At 71.8% G+C, this 21,988-nt stretch carries 24 protein-coding genes; 5 read left to right on the forward strand and 19 right to left on the reverse strand.

What is annotated here, in order from left to right; genetic code table 11:
* Positions 1 to 7: 7 nt before the first annotated feature.
* Genes AB5J73_RS44120 through argC form a run of 7 tightly spaced genes read right to left on the reverse strand, consistent with a single transcriptional unit; the run spans position 8 to position 5,989 of the window.
* Positions 8 to 271, reverse strand: a complete 264-nt coding sequence (locus AB5J73_RS44120; RefSeq protein ID WP_370965446.1) for an argininosuccinate synthase — start codon at positions 269 to 271, stop codon at positions 8 to 10.
* Positions 268 to 768, reverse strand: coding sequence for an arginine repressor (locus AB5J73_RS44125; protein ID WP_370965448.1), 501 nt, complete (start codon positions 766 to 768; stop codon positions 268 to 270). Before AB5J73_RS44125 ends, AB5J73_RS44120 begins: the two co-directional genes overlap by 4 nt.
* Positions 765 to 1,691: an ornithine carbamoyltransferase gene (gene argF / locus AB5J73_RS44130; protein ID WP_370965450.1), complete on the reverse strand. Its 927-nt coding sequence runs from the start codon at positions 1,689 to 1,691 to the stop codon at positions 765 to 767. The genes AB5J73_RS44125 and argF overlap by 4 nt, the downstream gene beginning before the upstream one ends.
* Positions 1,691 to 2,893 (reverse strand): acetylornithine transaminase, encoded by a 1,203-nt coding sequence (locus tag AB5J73_RS44135; RefSeq protein ID WP_370965452.1) that lies wholly within the window; start codon positions 2,891 to 2,893, stop codon positions 1,691 to 1,693. The genes argF and AB5J73_RS44135 overlap by 1 nt, the downstream gene beginning before the upstream one ends.
* Complete coding sequence (gene argB, locus AB5J73_RS44140) at positions 2,890 to 3,807, reverse strand: acetylglutamate kinase (protein ID WP_370965454.1); 918 nt, start codon at positions 3,805 to 3,807, stop codon at positions 2,890 to 2,892. The genes AB5J73_RS44135 and argB overlap by 4 nt, the downstream gene beginning before the upstream one ends.
* Positions 3,804 to 4,964, reverse strand: a complete 1,161-nt coding sequence (gene argJ, locus AB5J73_RS44145) for a bifunctional glutamate N-acetyltransferase/amino-acid acetyltransferase ArgJ (RefSeq protein ID WP_370965456.1) — start codon at positions 4,962 to 4,964, stop codon at positions 3,804 to 3,806. The genes argB and argJ overlap by 4 nt, the downstream gene beginning before the upstream one ends.
* Positions 4,961 to 5,989: an N-acetyl-gamma-glutamyl-phosphate reductase gene (argC, locus tag AB5J73_RS44150; RefSeq protein WP_370965458.1), complete on the reverse strand. Its 1,029-nt coding sequence runs from the start codon at positions 5,987 to 5,989 to the stop codon at positions 4,961 to 4,963. The genes argJ and argC overlap by 4 nt, the downstream gene beginning before the upstream one ends.
* 83 nt (positions 5,990 to 6,072) lie before the next feature.
* Here argC and AB5J73_RS44155 point away from each other — a divergent pair, with 83 nt between their 5' ends.
* Positions 6,073 to 7,041 carry a helix-turn-helix transcriptional regulator gene (locus AB5J73_RS44155; protein WP_370965460.1) on the forward strand — a complete coding sequence of 323 codons (969 nt, stop codon included), beginning with the start codon at positions 6,073 to 6,075 and terminating at the stop codon, positions 7,039 to 7,041.
* 428 nt (positions 7,042 to 7,469) lie between these two features.
* Here the strand turns inward: AB5J73_RS44155 and AB5J73_RS44160 are convergent, their stop codons facing one another.
* Positions 7,470 to 7,967 (reverse strand): helix-turn-helix domain containing protein, encoded by a 498-nt coding sequence (locus tag AB5J73_RS44160; protein ID WP_370965462.1) that lies wholly within the window; start codon positions 7,965 to 7,967, stop codon positions 7,470 to 7,472.
* Between the two features lie 201 nt (positions 7,968 to 8,168).
* Positions 8,169 to 9,752, reverse strand: coding sequence for an alpha/beta hydrolase (locus AB5J73_RS44165; protein ID WP_370965464.1), 1,584 nt, complete (start codon positions 9,750 to 9,752; stop codon positions 8,169 to 8,171).
* A gap of 193 nt (positions 9,753 to 9,945) precedes the next feature.
* Between AB5J73_RS44165 and AB5J73_RS44170 the strand changes: the two genes are divergently transcribed.
* On the forward strand, positions 9,946 to 10,635 hold the full coding sequence (locus AB5J73_RS44170) for a DNA alkylation repair protein (RefSeq protein WP_370965466.1): 690 nt from the start codon (positions 9,946 to 9,948) through the stop codon (positions 10,633 to 10,635).
* Between the two features lie 142 nt (positions 10,636 to 10,777).
* On the opposite strand, the gene pheT is transcribed toward AB5J73_RS44170, so the two are convergent.
* The 7 genes from pheT to infC form a co-directional block, all read right to left on the reverse strand.
* Entirely contained in the window at positions 10,778 to 13,339 is a 2,562-nt protein-coding gene (gene pheT, locus AB5J73_RS44175) for a phenylalanine--tRNA ligase subunit beta (RefSeq protein WP_370965468.1), read from the reverse strand.
* On the reverse strand, positions 13,339 to 14,400 hold the full coding sequence (gene pheS / locus AB5J73_RS44180) for a phenylalanine--tRNA ligase subunit alpha (RefSeq protein WP_086856942.1): 1,062 nt from the start codon (positions 14,398 to 14,400) through the stop codon (positions 13,339 to 13,341). The genes pheT and pheS overlap by 1 nt, the downstream gene beginning before the upstream one ends.
* Positions 14,401 to 14,535: 135 nt before the next feature.
* Positions 14,536 to 15,369 (reverse strand): DUF6159 family protein, encoded by an 834-nt coding sequence (locus tag AB5J73_RS44185; RefSeq protein ID WP_370965471.1) that lies wholly within the window; start codon positions 15,367 to 15,369, stop codon positions 14,536 to 14,538.
* Between the two features lie 33 nt (positions 15,370 to 15,402).
* On the reverse strand, positions 15,403 to 16,218 hold the full coding sequence (locus AB5J73_RS44190; RefSeq protein ID WP_370973508.1) for a TrmH family RNA methyltransferase: 816 nt from the start codon (positions 16,216 to 16,218) through the stop codon (positions 15,403 to 15,405).
* Positions 16,215 to 16,589: a 50S ribosomal protein L20 gene (gene rplT, locus AB5J73_RS44195; protein WP_086672344.1), complete on the reverse strand. Its 375-nt coding sequence runs from the start codon at positions 16,587 to 16,589 to the stop codon at positions 16,215 to 16,217. Before rplT ends, AB5J73_RS44190 begins: the two co-directional genes overlap by 4 nt.
* Positions 16,590 to 16,656: 67 nt before the next feature.
* Positions 16,657 to 16,851 carry a 50S ribosomal protein L35 gene (rpmI, locus tag AB5J73_RS44200; protein ID WP_125312384.1) on the reverse strand — a complete coding sequence of 65 codons (195 nt, stop codon included), beginning with the start codon at positions 16,849 to 16,851 and terminating at the stop codon, positions 16,657 to 16,659.
* 67 nt (positions 16,852 to 16,918) lie between these two features.
* Entirely contained in the window at positions 16,919 to 17,527 is a 609-nt protein-coding gene (gene infC, locus AB5J73_RS44205; protein WP_086672340.1) for a translation initiation factor IF-3, read from the reverse strand.
* 198 nt (positions 17,528 to 17,725) lie between these two features.
* Between infC and AB5J73_RS44210 the strand changes: the two genes are divergently transcribed.
* From AB5J73_RS44210 to AB5J73_RS44220, 3 genes are read left to right on the forward strand one after another with little or no spacing between them, the layout of a single operon-like run.
* Positions 17,726 to 18,079: a DUF1844 domain-containing protein gene (locus tag AB5J73_RS44210; protein WP_370965474.1), complete on the forward strand. Its 354-nt coding sequence runs from the start codon at positions 17,726 to 17,728 to the stop codon at positions 18,077 to 18,079.
* Positions 18,080 to 18,127: 48 nt separating this feature from the next.
* Positions 18,128 to 18,772 carry a GntR family transcriptional regulator gene (locus tag AB5J73_RS44215; protein WP_370965476.1) on the forward strand — a complete coding sequence of 215 codons (645 nt, stop codon included), beginning with the start codon at positions 18,128 to 18,130 and terminating at the stop codon, positions 18,770 to 18,772.
* The gene (locus tag AB5J73_RS44220; RefSeq protein ID WP_370965478.1) at positions 18,769 to 19,767 is read left to right on the forward strand and encodes a 1-aminocyclopropane-1-carboxylate deaminase; all 999 of its coding nucleotides are present in this window, start codon (positions 18,769 to 18,771) and stop codon (positions 19,765 to 19,767) included. The genes AB5J73_RS44215 and AB5J73_RS44220 overlap by 4 nt, the downstream gene beginning before the upstream one ends.
* 40 nt (positions 19,768 to 19,807) lie before the next feature.
* On the opposite strand, the gene AB5J73_RS44225 is transcribed toward AB5J73_RS44220, so the two are convergent.
* From AB5J73_RS44225 to AB5J73_RS44235, 3 genes are read right to left on the reverse strand one after another with little or no spacing between them, the layout of a single operon-like run.
* The gene (locus tag AB5J73_RS44225; protein WP_290054049.1) at positions 19,808 to 20,191 is read right to left on the reverse strand and encodes a RidA family protein; all 384 of its coding nucleotides are present in this window, start codon (positions 20,189 to 20,191) and stop codon (positions 19,808 to 19,810) included.
* On the reverse strand, positions 20,191 to 20,949 hold the full coding sequence (locus AB5J73_RS44230; protein ID WP_370965481.1) for an IclR family transcriptional regulator: 759 nt from the start codon (positions 20,947 to 20,949) through the stop codon (positions 20,191 to 20,193). Before AB5J73_RS44230 ends, AB5J73_RS44225 begins: the two co-directional genes overlap by 1 nt.
* Positions 20,946 to 21,881: a sugar kinase gene (locus AB5J73_RS44235; protein ID WP_370973510.1), complete on the reverse strand. Its 936-nt coding sequence runs from the start codon at positions 21,879 to 21,881 to the stop codon at positions 20,946 to 20,948. The genes AB5J73_RS44230 and AB5J73_RS44235 overlap by 4 nt, the downstream gene beginning before the upstream one ends.
* Between the last annotated feature and the right edge of the window lie 107 nt (positions 21,882 to 21,988).

Consider the following 21,988-nt stretch of genomic DNA (forward strand, 5'->3'; position numbering starts at 1 on the left):
CGTGTGTTCAGGCGACCGTGATCCGGCCGTCGTACAGGACCAGGCGGACATTGGCATATCCGCGGCCGGTCCGCCGTTCGAGTGCGGCGCACGCTTCGCCGCGCCCGATTCTCTGCGCTTCGCCACGCGCGCTCAGCATTCGGCGGGCTTCGGCGACGGAGACGGTCTCGCCGTCGATCGCCACCGGGATCCCGCGGTCGAAGGTGATCACGACCTCGTCCGGCGCGAGGAACTCGCCCTCGGCCGGGAAGATGTCGGCGATCGCGATCATGGCGTTCCTTCGTCCGCCGATCGCTGCGCGAGTGCGGCGAAGCGCTCCGCCAGCCCCTTGCCCGTCAACGGTTCCCGGGCGATGACCGCGACGGTGTCGTCCCCCGCGATCGAGCCGACGACCTCCTCAAGGGCCGCCCGGTCGATCGCGCTGGCGAGGAACTGCGCCGCGCCCGGGGGCGTCCGCAGCACCATCAGGTTGCCGGACGAGTCCGCCGAGACCATCAGTTCGGCCAGCAGCCGGGAGAGCCGCGACGTCCCGCCCTGCACCCCGCGGACCGGGCTGCCGTCCTCGGGGATCACGTAGACCGGCGCCCCCGAGTCCGGACCGCGCAGCTTGACCGCGCCCAGCTCGTCGAGATCGCGCGACAGCGTCGCCTGCGTGACCTCGATGCCTTCGGCGGCCAGCAGCTTGGCCAGCTCGGTCTGGCTGCGGATGGTCATGGTCGACACCAGCTCGGTGATCCGCGCCTGCCGCCCCACCCGGCTGCTGGTCATCGCCGGCTCTCTTCGAAGAGCCAGACCAGGAGGGCCTTCTGGGCGTGCAGGCGGTTCTCGGCCTCGTCCCACACCGCGCTGGCCGGGCCGTCGAGCACCTCGTCGGTGATCTCCCAGCCGCGGTGCGCGGGCAGGCAGTGCAGCACGATCGCGTCGTCCGCGGCCTTCTTCAGCAGCTCGGCGTTGACCTGCAGCGCGCGGAACGGGCCGACCCGGTCGAGGCCGTCGTTCTCCTGCCCCATCGACGTCCACGTGTCGGTGACCAGCACGTCCGCGCCGGCGACCGCCTCGTACGGGTCGGTGAAGACGGTGGCCGTGCCGCCGGTCTCTTCGCCACGCTTCTTGGCGTCGAGCATGACCTGCTGGTCGGGCTGGAAGCCGAGCGGCGAGACCACGCGGACGTGCATCCCGGCGGTGACCCCGGCGAGCAGCAGCGAGTGCGCCATGTTGTTGGCGCCGTCGCCGAGGTAGACGAGGGTCAGCCCGGCGAGCTTCCCCTTGCGCTCCCGGATGGTCATCAGGTCGGTGAGCGCCTGGCACGGGTGGAACTCGTCGGTGAGCGCGTTGACCACCGGGATCGACGCCGCCGAGGCCATCGCCTCGATGCGCTTCTGCGCGAAGGTCCGCCACACGATCCCGTCGACGTATCGGGACAGCACCCGCGAAGTGTCTTCGATGGTCTCCTCGCGGCCGAGCTGCATCGAGCGGCCGTCGACGATCACCGGGTGCCCGCCGAGCTGGCTGATGCCGACCTCGAACGAGAACCGGGTGCGGGTCGAGTTCTTCTCGAAGATCGCCGTGATCGACTTGCCGGCGAGCGTCTTGGTGCCGAGCGGGTCGGCCTTGAGCGCGTCGGCGAGGTCGAGGATGGCCTGCTGTTCGGCGGGACTGACGTCGTCGTCGCGGAGGAAGTGGCGGAGCATCAGTCGGAGTCCTTCGTGGTGGAGTCGAACGCGTTCGGGAGTGCGGTGAGAAAGCCTTCGACCTGCTCGCCGTCGAGCACGAGCGGCGGGGCGAGCCGGACGGTCTCCGGCGCGATCGGGTTGACGAGGAAGCCGGCGTCCTGGACGGCCTTCGCTACCGCCGCCGAGACGGGCTGCTTCAGCGCGATGCCGAGCAGCAGACCGGCCCCGCGGACCCCGGCGACCAGCGGGTGGCCCAGCGCCTCGACGCCCGCCGCGATGTCCTTGCCCAGCGCGGAGACGTGGTCGAGGAGGCCGTCCGCGGCGATGGTCTTCAGCACGGCCAGGCCGGCCGCGCAGCACACCGGGTTGCCGCCGAACGTCGTGCCGTGGTGACCCGGCTTGAGCAGCTCGCCCGCCGCGCCGACGCCGATGACCGCGCCCAGCGGCAGCCCGCCGCCGAGGCCCTTGGCCAAGGTGATCACGTCCGGGACGATGCCGGCCTGCTGGTAGCCGAACCAGGTGCCGAGCCGGCCGATGCCGGTCTGCACCTCGTCGAGCACCAGCAGCGTGCCGGTGGCCTTGGTGATCTCGCGGGCGGCCTGCAGGTAGCCGTCCGGTGCCGGGAACACCCCGGCCTCACCCAGCACCGGTTCCAGGAAGACGGCCGCGGTGTCGGTGTCCACCGCCGCCTTGAGCGCCGCGACGTCCCCGTACGGGACGTGCTCCACGCCCGGCACCAGCGGCTTGAACGGGTCGCGCTTGCCGGGCTGGCCGGTGAGCGTCAGCGCGCCCATGGTCCGGCCGTGGAACGCGCCCTCGGCGGCGATGACCTTGGTGCGCCCGGTCAGCCGGCTGATCTTCAGCGCGGCCTCGTTGGCTTCGGCGCCGGAGTTGACGAACAGCACCCGCCCGTTGCCGGCGAGACCGGCGACGTCGAGCAGCGCTTCGGCGAGTTCGACGGTGACCGGGTTGACGTACAGGTTCGAAGTGTGGCCGAGCTGCTTGATCTGCGTCGTGACGGCTTCGACGACGGCGGGGTGGGCGTGGCCCAGGGCGTTGACGGCGATGCCGCCGAGCAGGTCGACGTACTCCTTGCCATCGGCGTCCCACACCTTCGCGCCTTCGCCGCGGACGAGCGTCAGCGCCGGGGTGCCGTAGTTGTCCATCAGGGCGGACTGCCAGTGCCGCTGGCCATCCGCATTGGACTCGAGGTCGGTCACGGGAGCTCCGTTTCGGGGAAGACCATGGTGCCGATGCCGCGCGAGGTGAAGACCTCGAGCAGCACCGAATGGGCGAGGCGGCCGTCGATCACGTGCGCCCGGCGCACGCCGCCGCGGATGGCGCGCACGCACGCCTCCATCTTCGGGATCATGCCGCTGGCCAGCCCGGGCAGCATGGTCTCGAGGCGATCGACGCGGATGCGGTCGATCAGCGACGAGCGGTCGGGCCAGTTCGCGTACAGGCCTTCGACGTCGGTGAGCACGACGAGCTTCTCGGCACCCAGGGCCGCCGCGAGCGCGCCCGCCGCGGTGTCGGCGTTGACGTTGTGCACGACGCCCTCGACGTCCGGGGCGACGGTGGAGACGACCGGGATGCGCCCGGCGTTGACGATGTCGAGCACCGCGTCCGGGTTGACCTCGGCGACCTCGCCGACGAGCCCGATGTCGACCTGCTCACCGTCCACAGTGGCCTGCTTGCGTTCGGCGGTGAACAGGCGCGCGTCCTCACCGGAGATGCCGACCGCGTACGGCCCGTGCGCGTTCATCAGCCCGACGAGCTCGCGGCTGACCTGCCCGGTGAGCACCATCCGGACGATGTCCATCGTTTCCGGTGTGGTGACCCGGAGGCCGCCCTTGAACTCGCCTTCGACGCCGAGGCGGGTGAGCATCGCGGTGATCTGCGGCCCGCCGCCGTGGACGACGACCGGGCGCAGCCCGGCCAGCCGCAGGAACACCATGTCCTCGGCGAAGGCCGCCTTCAGCTGGTCGTCGATCATGGCGTTGCCGCCGTACTTCACCACCACGGTCGCGCCGTGGAAGCGCTGCAGCCAAGGCAGTGCTTCGATGAGGACCCCGGCCTTCTCGGCCGCCGTCGCCAGCCTCTCGTCCGCGGAAATCAGAGCCTCCTGGTTCATGAGGAGTACGCGCTGTTCTCTTCGACGTAACCGTGCGAAAGATCCGTGGTGTAGATGGTGGCTGCTTCGGTGCCGACGCCGAGGTCGACGACGATTTCGATCTCCCGCGCGGTGAGGTCGGCCGCCGTCCGGTCGGCGGCCGGCATGCCCTGGGCGAACAGGGTGACGCCGTTGATCGTGATCGACACCGTCTCCGGGTCGATCCGGGCCGGGACGCGGCCCAGCGCCATCGCGATCCGGCCCCAGTTGGGGTCGGAGCCGAAGAGCGCGGTCTTGACCAGGTTGTCCTCGGCGATCGTGCGGGCGACCGCGATCGCGTCGGGCTCGGATTCCGCGCCCTGGACGGTGATGTTGACGTCCTTCGTGGCGCCTTCGGAATCCGCGCGCAGCTGCAGCACGAGGTCGAGGCCGACCTTGGTGAGCAGCTCGGTGAGCTCCAGTTCGGTGGGCTCGACCCCGCTCGCGCCGGAGGCCAGTACCAGCACGGTGTCGTTGGTGGACGTGCCGCCGTCGACGTCGAGCCGGTCGAAGGTCACGCGGGTCGCCGCACGCAGCGCGCGGTCGAGGGTTTCCTTGTCCACCACGGCGTCGGTGGTCAGCACCGAGAGCATGGTGGCGAGGTTCGGTGCGAGCATGCCCGCGCCCTTGGCGAAGCCGCCGACGCTCCAGCCGCCGTCGTGCTTCGCGAAGGCCTGCTTCGGTTTGGTGTCGGTGGTCATCACGCCGGTGGCGGCGTTCAGGCTCGCCTCGGCGCTCGCGTCGAGTGCCTTGAACGCGGAGTCCACCCCGGACAGGACCGCGGGCATCGGCAGCCGCTCGCCGATCAGGCCGGTGGAGCAGACGGCGACCTCGATGGCGCCCGCCTGCAGGACTTCGGCGACCTTCTCGGCGGTGGCGTGCGTGTCCTGGAAGCCGCCGGGCCCGGTGGCCGCGTTGGCCCCGCCCGAGTTGAGGACGACGGCCTTGAGCCGCTGCTGCTTGAGCACCTCCTGCGACCACAGCACCGGCGCGGCCTTGATGACGTTGCGGGTGAACACGCCGGCCGCGACGTCCAGCGGGCCGTCGTTGACGACCAGCGTGAGGTCGAGCGCGCCGGAAGCCTTGATCCCGGCGGCGACGCCGGCGGCGCGGAAGCCCTGGGGGCCGGTGACGGTCACGGTGCCACTCCTACGGTGGGAAGCCCGGTGGTTTCCGGGAGGCCGAGGGCCAGGTTCATCGACTGGACGGCACCGCCGGCGGTGCCCTTGGTCAGGTTGTCGATCGCGGCGACGACGACCAGGCGCCGGGCGCCGGTGTCGACCGCGACCTGCAGCTGGACGTTGTTCGAGCCGAGCGTCGACGCGGTCGCCGGCCAGGCGCCGGCGGGCAGCAGCTGGACGAACGGCTCCGCGTCGTAGGCCTTCTCGTAGGCCTCGCGGACGGCGGCCTCGTCGACGTCGCCCTTCAGCGGAGCGCTCGCCGTGGTGAGGATGCCGCGGGGCATCGGCGCGAGGACCGGGGTGAAGGACACGGTGACCTTCTCCCCCGCGACGGCCGAGAGGTTCTGCGCGAACTCGGGGGTGTGGCGGTGGGCGCCGCCGACGCCGTACGCGCTCGCCGAGCCCATCACTTCGGAGCCGAGCAGGTTCGGCTTGAGGCTCTTGCCCGCGCCGGAGGTGCCGGTGACCGCGACGACCGTGACGTCCGGCTCGATCAGCCCGGCGGTGAACGCGGGCGCCAGGGCCAGCGAGCCGCCGGTCGGGAAGCAGCCGGGCACGGCGACGCGCTTGGTGCCGACGAGCTTCTCGCGGGCGCCGGGGAGTTCGGGCAGGCCGTAGGGCCACTGCCCGGCGTGGTCGCCGCCGTACCAGCGCTGCCAGTCGGCGGCGTCGGCGAGGCGGTGGTCGGCGCCGAGGTCGACGACCAGGACGTCCGGGCCGAGCTGCGCCGCGATCTCGGCGGAGTGCCCGTGGGGCAGCGCCAGGAAGACGACGTCGTGGCCGGCGAGGGTCTCCGGTGTCGTATCGGCGAGGACGCGGTCGGCGAGGGGGACGAGGTGGGGCTGGTGGCCGCCGAGTCTGGTGCCCGCGCTGCTGGCGGCCGTGAGGGTGCCGATTTCGACCTCGGGATGGGTCAGCAGCAGGCGCAGCAGTTCGCCGCCCGCGTACCCGCTGGCTCCGGCCACCGCGATGTTCACCGTCATACGCATGATTATGCACGCCCTTGCAAGGCTAAACAAACAGGTTTACCGGGAAGTGGTGCCCGCCACCTTGGGATGCTGAGCGCATGACGGACACCCCCGCCCGGCTGCTCGGCCTGCTCTCGCTGCTCCAGACGCCCCGGGAATGGCCGGGCAGCGAACTGGCCGACCGGCTCGGGGTCAGCCCGCGCACCATCCGCCGCGACATCGACCGGCTGCGCGAGCTGGGTTACCCGGTCGAGGCCAGCCGCGGCGTCGCGGGCGGGTACCGGCTGGTCGCCGGCACCGCGATGCCGCCACTGGTGCTCGACGACGACGAAGCCGTCGCGATCGCCGTGGGACTGCGGACCGCGGCGGGGCAGTCCGTTTCCGGGATCGAGGAAGCGTCGGTGCGGGCTCTGGCCAAGCTGGAGCAGGTGCTGCCCGCGCGGTTGCGCCGCCGGGTGGGCACGATCGGCACGGCGACGGTCGCCGTGGCGGCCACCGGGCCCGTCGTCGACCCGGCCCAGCTCACGGTGTTCGCCGGCGCGATCGCCAACCACGAGACGGTCCGCTTCCGCTACCGGGCGAACGACGGGACGGAGACCCGGCGCCGCGCGGAGCCGCTCCGGCTGGTCGCCGCGGGCCGCCGCTGGTACCTGGTCGCCTACGACCTCGACCGGGCGGACTGGCGTGTCTTCCGCGCCGACCGCGTCCGCGACGCCCAGGCGACCGGCGGCCGCGCCACCCCGCGCCGCCCGCCGGCCACGGACCTGGCGGCCTACGTCCTCGACCGGCTCTACGACCTGGCGCCGACGTACCGCGCGGTGGCCGTCCTGGCCGAACCGGCCACGCAGGTCGCGTCCCGGCTCGGCGTGGCGGCCGGCGAGCTGACCGACCTCGGCGACGGCCGGTGCCGGTGGCGAAGCCACACGGACACCTTGGACTGGCTCGCGTTCCGGCTGCTGGGCCTGGGGTGCGCGTTCACGGTGGAGGAACCGGTGGAACTGGTCGAACACCTCAAGGTGCTGGGCGCCCGCGCCAACGCGGCGGCGGGCGCGGCTTTGCCGGACTGACCGGGGCGGCGCTGTCCGGCAAGGAGGGAACGGCGGCCGCGCCCGCTCTCGCGCCGACCGGGCTCGACAGGCGACGACCGGGCGTCCCCCGGTCCGTTCCGGAACCAGGCTCTCGCGCCGGCCGGACCCCGCCCACGGCGGCAACCAGCGGGCCCGCGCCAGCGCGCTCCGGCGCCACAAGCCGCGCTCGCCCCCGCGCCGGGCTGGGTCGGCACGCGGCCGCCCGGCGGGCCCCAGGGCGCTCTGGACCGGAGAGGGCACTCGCTGCGGTGCCGGCCGGCCCGGTTCACGACAACCGCCGGGCCTCCACCTGCATGCTCCGGCACTGTCGGGGCGGGCCGGCTGTTCGTCACTGGATTGCTCACTGGATTTCCTTCCCCGCTCGGGGCGGTGGGCCGGTCCGCCGCGGACCGGCCCACCGCCGGTGCTCAGCTCGGCTCGCCTCCGTCCAGGTCCGTGCGCCTGCTCGGCGGCACGGGGAGGTAGCAGCCCGGGTTCTCCGGGTCGCAGCCGACGCGGGGCAGGCGGGCGCGGATGCCGCCGGGGGTGCGCTCGAACGACGTCGCGATTTCCACGACGCTCTCGCCCGCGATCCAGCGGCTTTCCAGCTCCGCGTCCATCTCCTCGTTCCACGGGCGGCCTTGCTGGGCGGGGCGGCCGGCGGATCTTCGCCGCGTCGGCCGGGGCGCGCCGGTCGCGGAGAGCAACTCCTCCGCGACCAGGTCGGCGACCGTGGCCGCGACCGCGACGTCCAGGTCGAGGCTGCCCTCGGCGATCGGCTCGCCGCCGGGGCCGCCGGCTTCGAGCGTGATCATGACCTTGGGGGTCGGTTCGGCGCGGTCGAGGTCCGTCCTGGTCGCGACCACGATCTGGTAGGTGGTTTCGTGTGCCCGGATCTCGGTCCGGCGCTCTTCGATGATCGACATGCCCCGAAAGCTAGCGCGCACCCCCGACAATTTTCGGCCACGCGCTGCTCACGGCCGACTTCGCTCCGAAATTGTCGGACCCCTCCCCTAACGTTCCAGCCGACCACACCGCGTCACGAGGAGGCGACGATGAGACACCGGCGGACAAGACGGTGCCCCGGTCCGGACGAGCCGGACCGGGGCACCGGGTGGAACTTGCGCTCAGAAGTGCAGCAGCTGGGCCAGCGTGCTCTGCTTCTCCTGGGCGGCCTTCGCGGAGCTGTCCGACTTCTGCGCGGCGGCACCGTCGGGCACCGGCGGCGGGATCGGGCTGCACTGGACGTCCGAGTGGTTGCCGGGCTGGCGCTTCGGCAGGGCGCCGGTGGCCAGGTAGTCGGCGATCTTGTCGTCCACACAGGACACCCCGGACAGCGAACCGGCGTGCGTGGTGCCGCCCGGCGCGCTGATCAGGCTCGACTTCGGGAACCGCTTTCGGACCTCGAGGCTGCCGGCGTACGGCGTGGCGGCGTCGAGCTCTTCGCTGATCAGCAGCGCACCGGCCACCTTGCTGCCGTCGATGTTCACCGGCTTGCCCGCCTTCGCCGGCCAGAACACGCAAGGCGCGTTGAACCAGGCGTTGCCCCAGGTCTCGAACGGGGCCTTGAAGTAGGTGATCCAGTTGTCGGCGCGCCACTTGTTCCAGTTGGTCGGCCACTGCACGTCGGTGCACTGCACGCCCAGGTAGACGGCGAACCCGTTGTCGTCGCCAGGCGGGTTCGAGTCGTCGTAGAGCGCCTTGAGCGTCTGCCAGTCACCCTTGTGCACGTAGCCGTCGAAGGCCTTGGCCATGTCGACCCAGCCGAAGACGTAGTAGCCGGCCTGCAGGAAGACGTCGGTCCACTCGTCGCCGCCGATGACCCCGCCCGCGGGGTTCTTGGCGAGCTTGCGCTGGGTGTCGTACCACAGCTTCTCGACGGCACCACCGGTCTTGCCGAGGTGGTAGACGCTGTCGTAGGACGCCAGCCAGTCGAAGTAGATCTTGATGTTCTTGTCGAAGGCGACGTCCTGGTCGAGGTTGGCCTCGTACCAGACCTTCCGCGGGTCGACGTTGCCGTCGAGCACCATCCGGCGGACGTTCTTCGGGTACAGCGTGCTGTACACCTGGCCGAGGTAGGTGCCGTAGGAGAAGCCGTAGTAGTTGATCTGCTTCTCGCCCAGCGCCTTGCGCAGGCTGTCCATGTCCTGCGCGACGTCGGTCGTCTTGATGTGGTCGAGGATCTCGCCGTTCTTGCGGCACGCGTCGGCGTACCCCTTCGAGCGGGCGAGCCACGTCTTCTCCAGCTGCGGCGTGGTCGGCACGTACGCCGGCCGGTTGTAGCTGAAGTAGTTCCCGTCGCAGCTGATCGACGGCTTGCTGGACCCGACGCCCCGCGGGTCGAAGCCGATCCAGTCGTAGTTGTCACCCGCGTGGTTCGGCACGTACTTGCCGAGCACCGAGAGCCCGAGGCCGGAGCCGCCGGGGCCACCCGGGTTCACCAGCATGATGCCCTGGGACTGCGCGGTCTTGTGCTTGATCCGCGACACCGCGACGGAGACCTTCGCCCCGCCCGGCTTCGCGTAGTCCATCGGCACCTCGAGGAAGCCGCACTCGGCGCCGTTGGCCTTGAGGCTCGCCGACGCGCAGGGCCCCCAGGCGATCGGCGCGGGGGTGAACTGCACCCCGGGATCCGCCGAGGCGGCGGGCGCGGCGGCCATCAGCCCGGCCGCGAGCCCCACGGCGGCGACGGCGGCAACGATTCTTTTCACAGTCGTCCTTTTCGTCCGCATTCGACAGAGTTCGCCGTATTTCGACGAAACTACCGGCAACCCTGGACAATCTCGCCGACCGGCGCGACTTCCGCCATCCGCCTTTCGTCGGGACCTGCGCCCGCCGCCGAGCCCCGGAACTGTCGGTGGCCGGAAGTACGCTGCGGGTCGCCGGAGGGCGCAGGGAGGACCGATGAGCGTGGACGATCGGCTGGTCAAGGCGATCCGCACCGGGCTGGCGGAGCTGGCCGACCCGGTGAAAGCGCCGGCGATGCAGGCGTACATGAAGTCGGCGATGCCGTTCCGCGGGGTGGCGAAACCGCAGCGCAGCGAGCTGCTCAAGCGGGTACTGGCCGACCACATACTGCCCGATCGGGTGACATATTCAGCGACCGTCCTGGAGTTGTGGCGGACCGCCGAATTCCGCGAAGAGCGCTACGCGGCCATAGATCTTTCCGGGTATCGGGCGTACCGGGGGTGGCAGGACGCGGAACTGATCCCGGTGTACGAGGAAATGATCGTCAGCGGGGCCTGGTGGGACCACGTGGACGAGCTCGCGATCCGCCGGGTCGGGCCGATCCTGCGGGCCGAGCGCGCCCGGGTCACGCCGGTGATGCTGAGCTGGGCGGCCGACGCCGACCTGTGGCGCCGGCGGACGGCGATCATCTGCCAGGTCGGCGCGAAGGAGGACACCGACACGGACCTGCTCACCCGCACGATCGAACCGGCGATCGGCGAGCCGGAGTTCTTCCTGCGCAAGGGAATCGGGTGGGCTTTGCGGGAGTACGCGAAGACGGCGCCGGAGTGGGTGCGGTCCTTCGTGGACGACCACCCGGGGTTGTCCGGGCTGTCGCGGAGGGAGGCGCTCAAGCACATCGGCTGACGGGACGGCCGGGAACCGCCGATTCGCCGGGAGCCGGACCGCCACGACACCGCCGAGGTGCGGCACCCAGCGGGCCGAAACGCGAAGAGGGGCCGGTCGCCCGGCCCCTCTCCTCCAGTCTCGTGCGTTCGGCGGCGTTCCGTCAGGCGCGCAAGGCCGCCTCGAAGCGCTCGCCGGCCGCTGCCACTGCCGCGTCGCGGGCCTTGGTGGCCTCGTCGACCGTCAGGGTGCGGTCGGCTGCTCGGAATCGGAGCTTGTACGCCAGGGAGCGCTTGCCCTCGCCGACCTGCTCGCCCGCGTACACGTCGAACAGCGTGATGTCCTCGAGGAGCTCGCCCGCTCCCTCGCGCAGCACCGCCGCGAGGTCGGCCGACGGTACTTCCGACTTCGCCACCAGGGCGACGTCGAGGAGCACCGGCGGGTAGCCCGACACGCTCGGGGCGGGGCGGGAGTCCGGCAGCGGGATCGCGTCCAGGTCCAGCTCCATCGCGACCGTCCGCGGCGGCAGGCCGAGAGCCTCGACCACCTTCGGGTGCAGCTCGCCGGCGTGGCCGACCGGCCAGTCGCCGACGCGGAGCTGGGCGCAGCGGCCCGGGTGCCAGGGCGGGAGGTCGGTCGCCTGGACCGTCAGCTCGACGCCGGCCGCCTCCGCGATCGTGCGGGCGGCCTGGACCGCGTCGGCCCAGCTCGCCGGTTCTCCAGCACCCCACCAGCCCGCGCGGTGGCGGTTGCCGGCGAGGACCACCGCGACGTGCAGGGGCTGCTGCGGGACCGCCGCTTCCAGGAGGGCCAGCTCCTCGTCGGTCGGGCGCCCCTCGACGCCGAGGTCCGGGACCTTCAGCGGGTTCGGCGCGGGCAGCACGACCTGGCCGATGTGGTACAGCGAGACGTCCTTCATCCCGCGGGACACGTTGCGCTGCAGCGTGTCCAGCAGGCCCGGCAGCAGCGTGGTGGCCAGCCGGTTGCGGTCGGCCTCCAGTGGGTTGCGGACCACGACCGCGTTGCGGCGGACGTCGTCCGCCGGCAGGCCGAAGGCGTCCCACACCGTGTCGCTGACGAACGGGAACGGGCGCACCTCGATGTACCCAGACTCGGCGAGGGCCCGGGAAACGCTCCGGACGCGCCGCTGGGCGTCGGTCAGGCCGCGGCCCGCCGGGGCGGCCGGCAACGTCGACGGGATGCTGTCGTAGCCCTCCAGCCGCAGGACCTCTTCGACGAGGTCGGCGGGCTGGCGCAGGTCGCCGCGCCAGCTCGGGGGGATCGCCGTGACCAGGCCGGTGCCGTCGTCGCCCGTGCTCACCGAGACCTTGCAGCCGATCTGGGTGAGGCGGCGGACCGTGACGCCGCGCTGGTAGTTCACGCCCGCGACCTTGTCCGGCAGGTTGATCGGCATGACGACCGGCGGGTTGGGCTCGACCGCGCCCTCGTCGGTGCGGCCCGGACGGATCGAGGCGTCGCCGTACTGGCGCAGCAGGCGGGCGGCCAGCTCGACGGCGGCCGGGCACAGCTGCGGGTCGGTGAACCGCTCGAAGCGCTTCGCGGCCTCCGAGAACAGCTTGTGGCGGCGCGCGGTGCGGCTGATCGCGGCCGGGTTCCAGTGCGCCGCTTCGAGGAGCACGTCGGTGCTCTCCGTCGTGATCTCGGTGCTCGCACCGCCCATCGTGCCCGCCAGCGAGATGACGCCGCTGTCGTCGGCGATGACGATGTCGTCCGGGTCGAGGGTGCGCTCGACGTCGTCCAATGTGGTGAGCTTCTCGCCCGCCTCGGCGCGCCGGACCACCAGGTCGCCCTGGATGGCCTTGGTGGCGAACGCGTGCAGCGGGTGGCCGAGCTCGAGCATCACGTAGTTCGTGACGTCGACGGCCAGCGAAATCGACCGGATGCCGGCCAGCATCAGCCGGCGGCGCATCCACCACGGGGTCGGCGCGGTCGCGTCCAGGCCGGTGACGCGGCGCAGCACGAACCGCGGGCAGCCTTCCGGGTCCTCGACGTGGACCGGCCACGCGTCGCCCTCGGCCGCCGGGACCTCGAGCAGTGCCGGGTCGCCGAAGGGGACGTCCAGCGCGTTCGACAGTTCGCGCGCGAGGCCGCGGATCGACAGCGCGTAGCCGCGGTCCGGGGTCGGGGCCAGCTCGATGACCGTGTCGTTCAGGCCGAGGAGCTCCTGGGCGTCGTCGCCCGGGCTCGCCGTGCCCGACGGCAGCACGAGGATGCCGGTGTGGTCGTCGCCGAGGCCGAGCTCGCGGGCCGAGCAGATCATGCCGTCGCTGATGCGGCCGTAGGTCTTGCGGGAGGCGATTTCGAAGTCGCCGGGCAGGACGGCGCCGGGCAGCGCGACGACGACCAGGTCGCCCTCGGTGAAGTTGCGCGCGCCGCAGATGATGCCGCGGGTCTTGATGCCGTGCGGGCCCTCGTCGAACTCGCCGGCTTCGTCGTCCTCGTCTTCGTCCTCGTCGTCGAGCTCCTCGGCTTCGTCGGCGGGCTCGCCGACGTCGACGCGGCAGAACCGGACCGGCTTCTTGAACTCGGTGAGCTCTTCGATCTCGGCGACCCGGCCGACGACGAGCGGGCCGGTGACCGGCCCGAGCTCGCTCAGGTCGTCGACCTCGACCCCGATCCGCACGAAGGCGTCGGCCAGGTCCTGCGGCGTGACCTCCTCAGCTAGATCGAGGTGTTCGGTCAGCCAGCTGACTGGGACTCGCACTACGCCTCCGTTCCGAAGGGAAGGGTGAAGCGGACGTCGCCTTCCACCATGTCGCGCATGTCCGGGATCCCGTTGCGGAACTGCAGGGTGCGCTCGATGCCCATGCCGAAGGCGAAGCCCGAGTACACGTCGGGGTCGACGCCGCAGGCGCGCAGCACGTTCGGGTTGACCATGCCGCAGCCGCCCCACTCGACCCAGCCGGGGCCGCCCTTCTTCTCCTCGAACCAGACGTCGACCTCGGCGGACGGCTCGGTGAACGGGAAGAAGTGCGGGCGCAGGCGGGTCTTGGAGCTCTCGCCGAACATCGCGCGGGCGAAGGCGTCCAGGGTGCCCTTGAGGTGCGCCATGGTGATGCCCTTGTCCACCGCGAGGCCTTCGACCTGGGTGAACACCGGGGTGTGCGTCGAGTCCAGCTCGTCGGTCCGGTACGTCCGGCCCGGGCAGACGACGTACACCGGCAGGTCGCGGTGCAGCAGCGTGCGGGCCTGCACCGGCGAGGTGTGCGTGCGCAGCACCAGGCCGGAGTCCTCTTCGCCGACGTAGAACGTGTCCTGCAGCTGGCGGGCCGGGTGGTCCTTGCCGAAGTTCAGCGCGTCGAAGTTGAACCACTCGGCTTCGAGCTCCGGGCCCTCGGCGACCTCGTAGCCCATCGCGACGAACGCGTCCGCGACGCGCTCGGAGATGGTGCTGATCGGGTGGCGGGCGCCCCGCGGGACGCGGTCCCACGGCAGGGTGACGTCGACGGCCTCTTCCCGCAGGACCCGCTCGTCGCGCTCCACCTGGAGCTCGGCGCGGCGGGCGTCGAAGGCCGCCTGGACGGCCTGCCGGGCCTCGTTGACGCGCTTGCCCGCCTCGGCCTTCTCCTGCTTGGGCAGGGCGCCGATCTCGCGGCGGGCCAGGCCCACCGGGGCCTGGTCACCGAGGTGCGCCGGCTTGACCTCGGCCAGCGCCTCGAGCCCGGTCGCGGCGGCGAACGCCGCTTCGGCGGCCTTGACCGCCTCCTGCAGCGTCTCGGGGGCCAATACCGCGCCCTGGGCTTCCTTTTCCTTGGCTCCGGACATAACTCCTCGGCGTCCGCTGGGACTGGTCGTTCGGGCGCCGCCGGACACGCGGCGCACGAGAGGTCAAAGGCGGGAAAAGTCTATGGGATCGGGTCCGCGTGCCCCCGGTCGCCCCGGGGCCGCGCGGATGCCCGCTCAACGCGCGTGGAAAACCCCGGCGAAGTCGGCCTCCGCGAACTCGCCGGCCACCACGCCCTCGGCGGCGTAGCGGTACAGCGCGGTCTGGTAGATGCCGGACAAAGTCGAGGTGAAGACGGCCACCAGCACCGACCAGGCCAGCGCGAGGCCGAGGCAGACGAACAGAGTGGCCGCGCCGCCGCCGAGCAGGAAGCCGGCGAGCACGAGCACGGCGTAGCCCGCCAGGCTGAGGATGAAGCCGATCAGGCCGATCCCGATGCCGCCGGCGACGTTCTCGCCCCAGGTCCGGCGGAACAGCTCCACCGACCGCCGGACGCCCGCCTTCACGCCCGCGCCCTCGAGCACGACGACCGGCAGCACGAGGAACGTCGTGAGCCGCCAGGCCAGGCCGATCAGCCCGGCGACGAACTGGCCGAGGAAGCCGAGCCGCTCCTCGATCGCACGCAGTACCAGGCTGACCGTCGCGGAGATCGCGGCCCAGCCGAGCAGCGCCGGCCACCGGCGCGCGGCCGCCGCCAGGCCCGCGCCGACCCCCGGGACGCCGCCGCGGAGCGCGACGTCGGCCTGGGAGATCAGCGCCGCGTTGAAGAAGACCGCGACGAACGCCGAAGCGAGGTAGAACGCGGCGAGCAGCACCCACGACCCGGCCGTGGGGCGGCCGCCGCCGGTGATCTCGACGTGGGAGAGGAAGAACGCCGGGGTCAGGAACGCCCCGGCGACGAACAGCCCGGCGAGGCCGGCCAGCACCGTGAACCAGGCCAGGCCCTTGTGGGCGCGCAGCACCCGCAAGGAAGCGGTGAACAACGCGTACGAACGAGCCAGCTTGCCCATGGATCCCCCGGAAAGGTCTTGGTCCGGAAGAGCCTAGCGGTGGGCCGCCAGCGCACTCGTGTAGACGCAGACCGCCGCCGCGGTGGCGAGGTTGAGGCTTTCCGCCTTGCCGTACAGCGGGATGCGGACCGCGAGGTCCGTCCGGTCGAGGACGTCGGCGGGCAGGCCGTGGGCCTCGTTGCCGAAAACCCACGCGGTCGGGGCGGTGAGATCCACCCGATCGAGTTCGGCGTCGGCGTAGCCGTGGGCGGCGAACGTCCGCAGGCCCGCGGCCGAGCAGGCGGCCAGCGCGGCGGGGACGTCCCGGATCCGCGTGATCGGCAGGTGGAAGAGGCTGCCGGCGGCGGCGCGGACGCACTTGCCGTTGTGCGGGTCGACGGTGTCGCCGGCCAGGACGACCGCGTCGGCGCCCGCGGCGTCGGCCACGCGGATGACCGTGCCCGCGTTGCCGGGGTCGGCGACGTCGACGAGCACCACGACGAGCCGGGCGCCCGCTGCCACGGCCTCGTCGAGCGGCCGGTCGAGCAGCGCGCAGACGGCCACGATGCCCTGGGGCGTCACGGTTTCCGACAGCCCGTCGGCGGCGCGGTCGGTGATCGGCGAGACCCCGACGCCGGCCGCGCGGGCGGCGTCGACCAGGTCCGCGTGCTGCTCCGCCGCGCGGGCGGTGACGAACAGCTCGTGCACCGTGCCGCCGGCCAGCGCGGCCTCGACGGCGTTGGCGCCTTCGGCCAGGAACCGGCCGGTCTTGTCGCGTTCCGCGCGCCGCGTCAGCTTGCGCGCAGCAACGACCCGGGGGGTCCGTTCGGTGAACGGATCCGCCCCGGGCCGGGGAAAGCTGCCGGTCAGGCCGACTTCGCTTCGGTGTTCACGTTGGCCTTGGCGAGCTCGGCCAGCGCGGTGAAGGCGGCGGCGTCGTTGACGGCGAGGTCCGCGAGGATCTTGCGGTCGACCTCGACACCCGCGGCCTTGATGCCCTGGATGAACCGGTTGTAGGTCACGCCGTTGGCGCGGGCCGCCGCGTTGATGCGGGTGATCCACAGCTGGCGGAAGTCACCCTTGCGGGCACGGCGGTCCCGGTAGGCGTAGTTGAGCGAGTGAAGCGTCTGCTCCTTGGCCTTGCGGTACAGCCGCGAACGCTGGCCGCGGTAGCCGCTGGCCAGTTCGAGAGTTGCGCGACGCTTCTTCTGGGCGTTGACCGCCCGCTTGACGCGTGCCACGGGTCCATCCTGTCGATCTCAGGGGGCGAGGGGGACGCCCCGGGTGGTTACAGCAAGTTCTGCGGGATCAGATGCCGAGCAGGCGCTTGACGCGGCCGGCCTCGGTCTTCGCCAGCTCGGTGGTGCCCTCGAGCCGGCGGGTGAGGCGGTTCGACTTCTTCTCCATCAGGTGGCGGCGGCCGGCCTTCTGGCGGCGCAGCTTGCCCGAGCCCGTGACGCGGATCCGCTTGGACGTCCCGCTGTGGGTCTTCATCTTCGGCATTTCAGTCCTCTTTCGTGCGGCGGCTCACCGGAGATCCGGTGAGCCGCTGACTCGTGCTGGTCGGCGCTTACGCCTCGGGGGCCGCCTCGGCCTTGGCCTTCGGCTTCACGTTCTTGTGCGGGGCCAGCACCATGATCATGTTGCGACCGTCCTGCTTGGGCGACGACTCCACGAAGCCCAGCTCGGTCACGTCGTCGGCGAGCTTCTGCAGCAGCCGGAAGCCGAGCTCCGGCCGGGACTGCTCGCGACCACGGAACATGATCGTGACCTTGACCTTGTTGCCCGCCGCCAGGAAGCGCGACACGTGACCCTTCTTGGTCTCGTAGTCGTGCTGGTCGATCTTGGGGCGCAGCTTCTGTTCCTTGATGACGGTCAGCTGCTGGTTGCGCCGCGACTCGCGGGCCTTCTGCGCGCTCTCGTACTTGAACTTGCCGAAGTCCATGAGCTTGCACACCGGCGGGCGGGCCTGCGGCGCGACCTCGACGAGGTCGAGATCGTTCTCCTGCGCCAGGCGCAGCGCATCCTCGATCCGGACGATGCCGACCTGTTCACCGGCGGGCCCGACGAGTCGGACCTCCGGCACCCGGATTCGGTCGTTGATGCGTGTCTCGGAGCTGATGGGGCCTCCTTGGTCCGAGGAATGTTTCCTGTTCTCGTTTCGACCTGGTGCCCACATAGCGAAGGCCCCGTCACCTGTCGGTGCGCGGGGCCCACTCTGTTTCCGATCGTGCCCCGGAGGACACTTCTTCACCCTGGACTTGACGTCCGGGCGAGACCGGACCCGGCCACCTGGACGGTGACGCGGGTGGGAGCGGGGCTCCACTTGCCGCCCCCGATCGCTCGGAGGCTGGTCGCTCGTGGAAGGGTACCAGACGTGTCAGAACAACCCCCCGAACAGCCCCCCTATTCCGCCCGGCAGCTCGAGGAGATCCCGAGCGTGGAGGTGATCAGCCGCGCGGCCGTGATGCTGCTGTCGGCCGGCGCCGAACGGCTCGGTCTCGCCGACGCCGACCCGGAGACCTCCCCGCACCGCGACCTCGACGAGGCCCGCCGGCTGATCACCGCGCTCGCCGGGCTGGTGACCGCGTCCGCCGAGTACCTGGGCCTGCACGCCGGCCCGTTGCGCGACGGCCTGCAGTCGCTCCAGAAGGCGTTCCGCGAGGCTTCGGTCGTGCCCGATCCCCCCGGCCAGGGTCCCGGGGAAAAGTACACCGGCCCCGTCTACTGACATCCCACCCGCCTGGCTCCTTGCCGGACGGGCTTCGCAACATCTAACATGTTAGATGTGAGTCTCTCGAAGGTCACCCGCCCACTGCTGCGAGACGAGGCGTACGACCGCATCCGCCAGGCCATCGTCGACGGCTCGCTGCCACCCGGCGCCCCCCTGCGGGACGGCGACCTCGCCGAGCAGCTCGGGCTCTCGAAGGCACCCGTCCGGGAAGCACTCCGGCGGCTGGCCGACGACGGGCTCGTCGACTCCAAGCCGCAGAGCTACACGCGCGTCTCCGACGTCATGTCCCGCGACGTCGTCGACGCCCGGCAGATCGTGCGCGTGCTGCACGAGTTCGCCGTGCGGGAGGCGGCCGCGAGGTGCCGGCCGGCCGACGTCGCCGCGATGCGCGCGGCCAACGACCGGTTCGCGAAGGCCATCGAAGCCGGAGATATCGCGGCCGCCGTGCGGGCGGACGACGAACTGCACGACATCCCCGTGCGGCTGGCCGGCAACGCCGCCGTCGCCGCGACCCTCGACCGCTACACCCCCCTGCTGCGCCGGCTGGAGCACGCCCGGTTCAGCTCGGCGCTGGCCTGGAACTCGGTGCTGCGCCACACGAAGCTCATCGACGCCCTCGAAGCCCACGACGCCGCCACCGCCGTCTCCGTGATCTCCACCATCTGGACCGACCTCCTGGAGGACCGATGACCCTCGCCGACTTCCCCCGCTACCCGCTGCTGTTCGGCCCGTCGCCGGTGCACCCCCTCGACCGCCTCACCGAACACCTCGGCGGCGCGAAGGTCTGGGCCAAGCGCGAGGACGTGAACTCCGGCCTCGCGTACGGCGGGAACAAGACCCGCAAGCTCGAGTACCTGGTCGCCGACGCGCTGGCCCAGGGTGCGGACACGCTCGTCTCGATCGGCGGCGTCCAGTCCAACCACACCCGGCAGGTCGCGGCGGCCGCGGCGCGGGCCGGGCTCAAGGCCGTGCTGGTGCAGGAAAGCTGGGTCGACTGGCACGACCCGCTCTACGACAAGGTCGGCAACATCCAGCTCTCGCGCATCCTCGGCGCGGACGTCCGGCTCGTCCAGGCCGGCTTCGGCATCGGCTTCAAGCAGGCCTGGGAAGACGCGGTCGCCGAGATCGAGGCCGGCGGCGGGAAGCCGTACGCCATCCCGGCGGGCGCCTCGGACCACCGGCTCGGCGGCCTGGGCTTCGCGAACTGGATCGTCGAACTGGAAGCGCAGGAAGAACAACTGGGCGTCTTCTTCGACACGGTGATCGTCTGCTCGGTCACCGGCAGCACGCAGGGCGGGATGGTCGCGGGCACGGCGCTGAGCGGCAAACCGCGGCGCATCCTCGGCATCGACGGCTCCGCGAAGCCGGCCGAGACGCGGGAGCAGGTCGCCCGGATCGCGCGGAACACCGCGGAGCTGATCGGCGCCGGCGAGGTCCCCGAGGTCGAGCTGGACGACCGGTACCACGCCGGGATCTACGGCATCCCCGACAAGTCCACTGTGGACGCGATCGGGACGTGCGCCCGGCTGGAGGGGATGATCACCGACCCGGTGTACGAGGGCAAGTCCATGGCGGGACTGATCGACCTCGTCGGCCGCGGCGAGATCCCGCGCGGATCCACCGTCCTCTACGCCCACCTCGGCGGGCAGCCCGCGCTCAACGGCTACACGAGCGTCCTGGGCTGAGCGCGCCGGGGCCGGGCGCGAACCCGGCCCCGGCGGGACGTCAGTCCAGCACGCAGAGCACGTCGATCTCGACGAGCAGCTCGCCCGGGAGGCCGACGTACACCGTCGTGCGGGCGGCGTGCGGGCCGTCGCCGATCAGCTCGTTGTAGACCTCGTTGAACGGCGCGAAGTGCGCCGTGTCGGTCAGGTAGACCCGGACCATGATCGCGTCGGCGAGGCTCGAGCCCGCCTCCGCCAGCACGGCCTCGATGTTCTTGAACGTCTGCCGGGTCTGGCCCACGACGTCGTCGCCGACGATCTCGTTGGTGGCCGGGTCGAACGCGACCTGGCCGGCGACCTGCAGCAGGTTCCCCTTGCGGACGGCCTGCGAGAACTTCGCCGGCGGCTTCGGCGCGTTCTCGGTGGAAACTGCCGTCTTGCTCATCAGTGCCCCTTTCCGTTCCCCGTCCATCCACTGTGGACGGAAGCTTCGTGCGTCGCCGCCCGCAGGTCCGGAACCAGGGCGAGCAGGCCTTCGTAGTCGAGCAGCACCTTCGGCACCGACATCGACGCCGCGGCGAGCACCTCGCCGTCGGCGCCGCGGACGGGCGCGGCGACGCAGTGGATGAAGTCCTCGTGCTCGGCGTTGTCGACGGCGTAGCCGAGGTGGGCCACGCGCTCCAGCTCGGCGAGGTAGGCCTCGGGGGTGGTGATCGTGTTCGGGGTCAGCACCGGGTACTCGATCGAGCGCGCGATCTCCTCGCGGCGGGCCGCGGGCATCGCCGCGACCAGCACCTTCCCCACCGCCGTGCAGTGCAGCGGGGCACGCTTGCCGATGCGCGAGTACATCCGCACCGAGTGGCGGCCCTCGTACTTGTCGATGTAGACGACTTCGCCGTCGTCGTAGCTGGCCAGGTGCACCGTGTGGCCGGTGCGCGCGTTGAGCGCGGCCAGGGCGGGCTGGGCGCTGCGGCGGACGTCGATCGAGTCGAGCGCCTGGTTGGCGAGGTCGAACATGGCGCTGCCGAGCCGGTAGTGGCGGACGCCTTCCCGGCGGACGAAGTGGTGCTGCTCGAGGGTCCGCAGCAGCCGCAGCACGGTCGACTTGTGCACGCCGATCTCGTCGGCGAGGTCGTCGAGGGTGCGCGCGTCCTTCGCGATCGAGTTCAGCAGCGTCAAAGCGCGGTCCAGGCTCTGGCTCACGTGAGCACCACGCCCTCTCCGGTCAGCCGCGCCGAACGCCACTCGTCCGGGTCGGCCTGCAGCAGGGTAGCCACGACCGTGCGGGGCAGCGGCACCCCGACGTCGTCGTGGGTGAGCAGGGTCGCGGCGGCCTGCAGGTGCCCCTGGCGCAGCCGGTGCAGCGGGGCGGCGCCACGGAGGGTCGCGGCGAGGAAGCCGGCGGCGAACGCGTCCCCGGCGCCGACCGGCTCGACGACGTCGACCCGCAGCGCAGGCGAGAACAGTGGTTCCCCTTCGACCAGGGTCGCGCCGCGCTCGCCGTGCTTGACGACGAGGGTGCGCGGGCCCGGAAGGAGGGCGCGCAGCTCCGCCGGGTCGCCGGTCCCCCAGACGCGCTGGGCTTCGTCGTCGCCGGTCAGCACGATGTCAGCCTGCCCGGCCAGCTCCGCGAGCAGGCTCGGGTCGCGGCCGGTCCAGAGCGCGGGGCGGAAGTTGACGTCGAACGAGATCAGCCGGTCGCCGCGGGGCAGGTCCAGCAGCGCGCGCACCAGCGCGAGGCAGCTGTCGGACAGCGCCGGCGTGATACCGGACAGGTGGAGCACGCGGACGCCGCCGAGGTCGAGCCGGTCGAGGACCTCGGGGCCCATCGCGGAGGCGGCCGAACCCGTCCGGTAGTAGCGGACCGGGCTGCCTCCCGCGCCGCTTTCCTTGATGTAGAGCCCGGTCGGGCGCCGCGGGTCGACCGAGCACGCGCTGACGTCGACGCCCTTCGCGGAAATCTCGCGGACCATCGCGCGGCCGAACGGGTCGTCACCGACCGAGCTGACCCAGCCGCTCGACACCCCGAGCGCCGGCAGGTTGCAGGCCACGTTCGATTCGGCGCCGCCGATCGTGCGCAGCCACCGCTTCACCTCGTCCGGCGGGCCGGCTTCGGCGGGCACGAACATCGCCATCGACTCGCCGACACACAGCACCTCGGGCCCGCTCGTCACTGTCCGTCTCCCTGCCCTTCACCCCGTTGACCTGTGGCGACCCGGATGCTACACCTATGGCACTCAAA

This window comes from Amycolatopsis sp. cg9 (assembly GCF_041346945.1).
Classification (GTDB): domain Bacteria; phylum Actinomycetota; class Actinomycetes; order Mycobacteriales; family Pseudonocardiaceae; genus Amycolatopsis.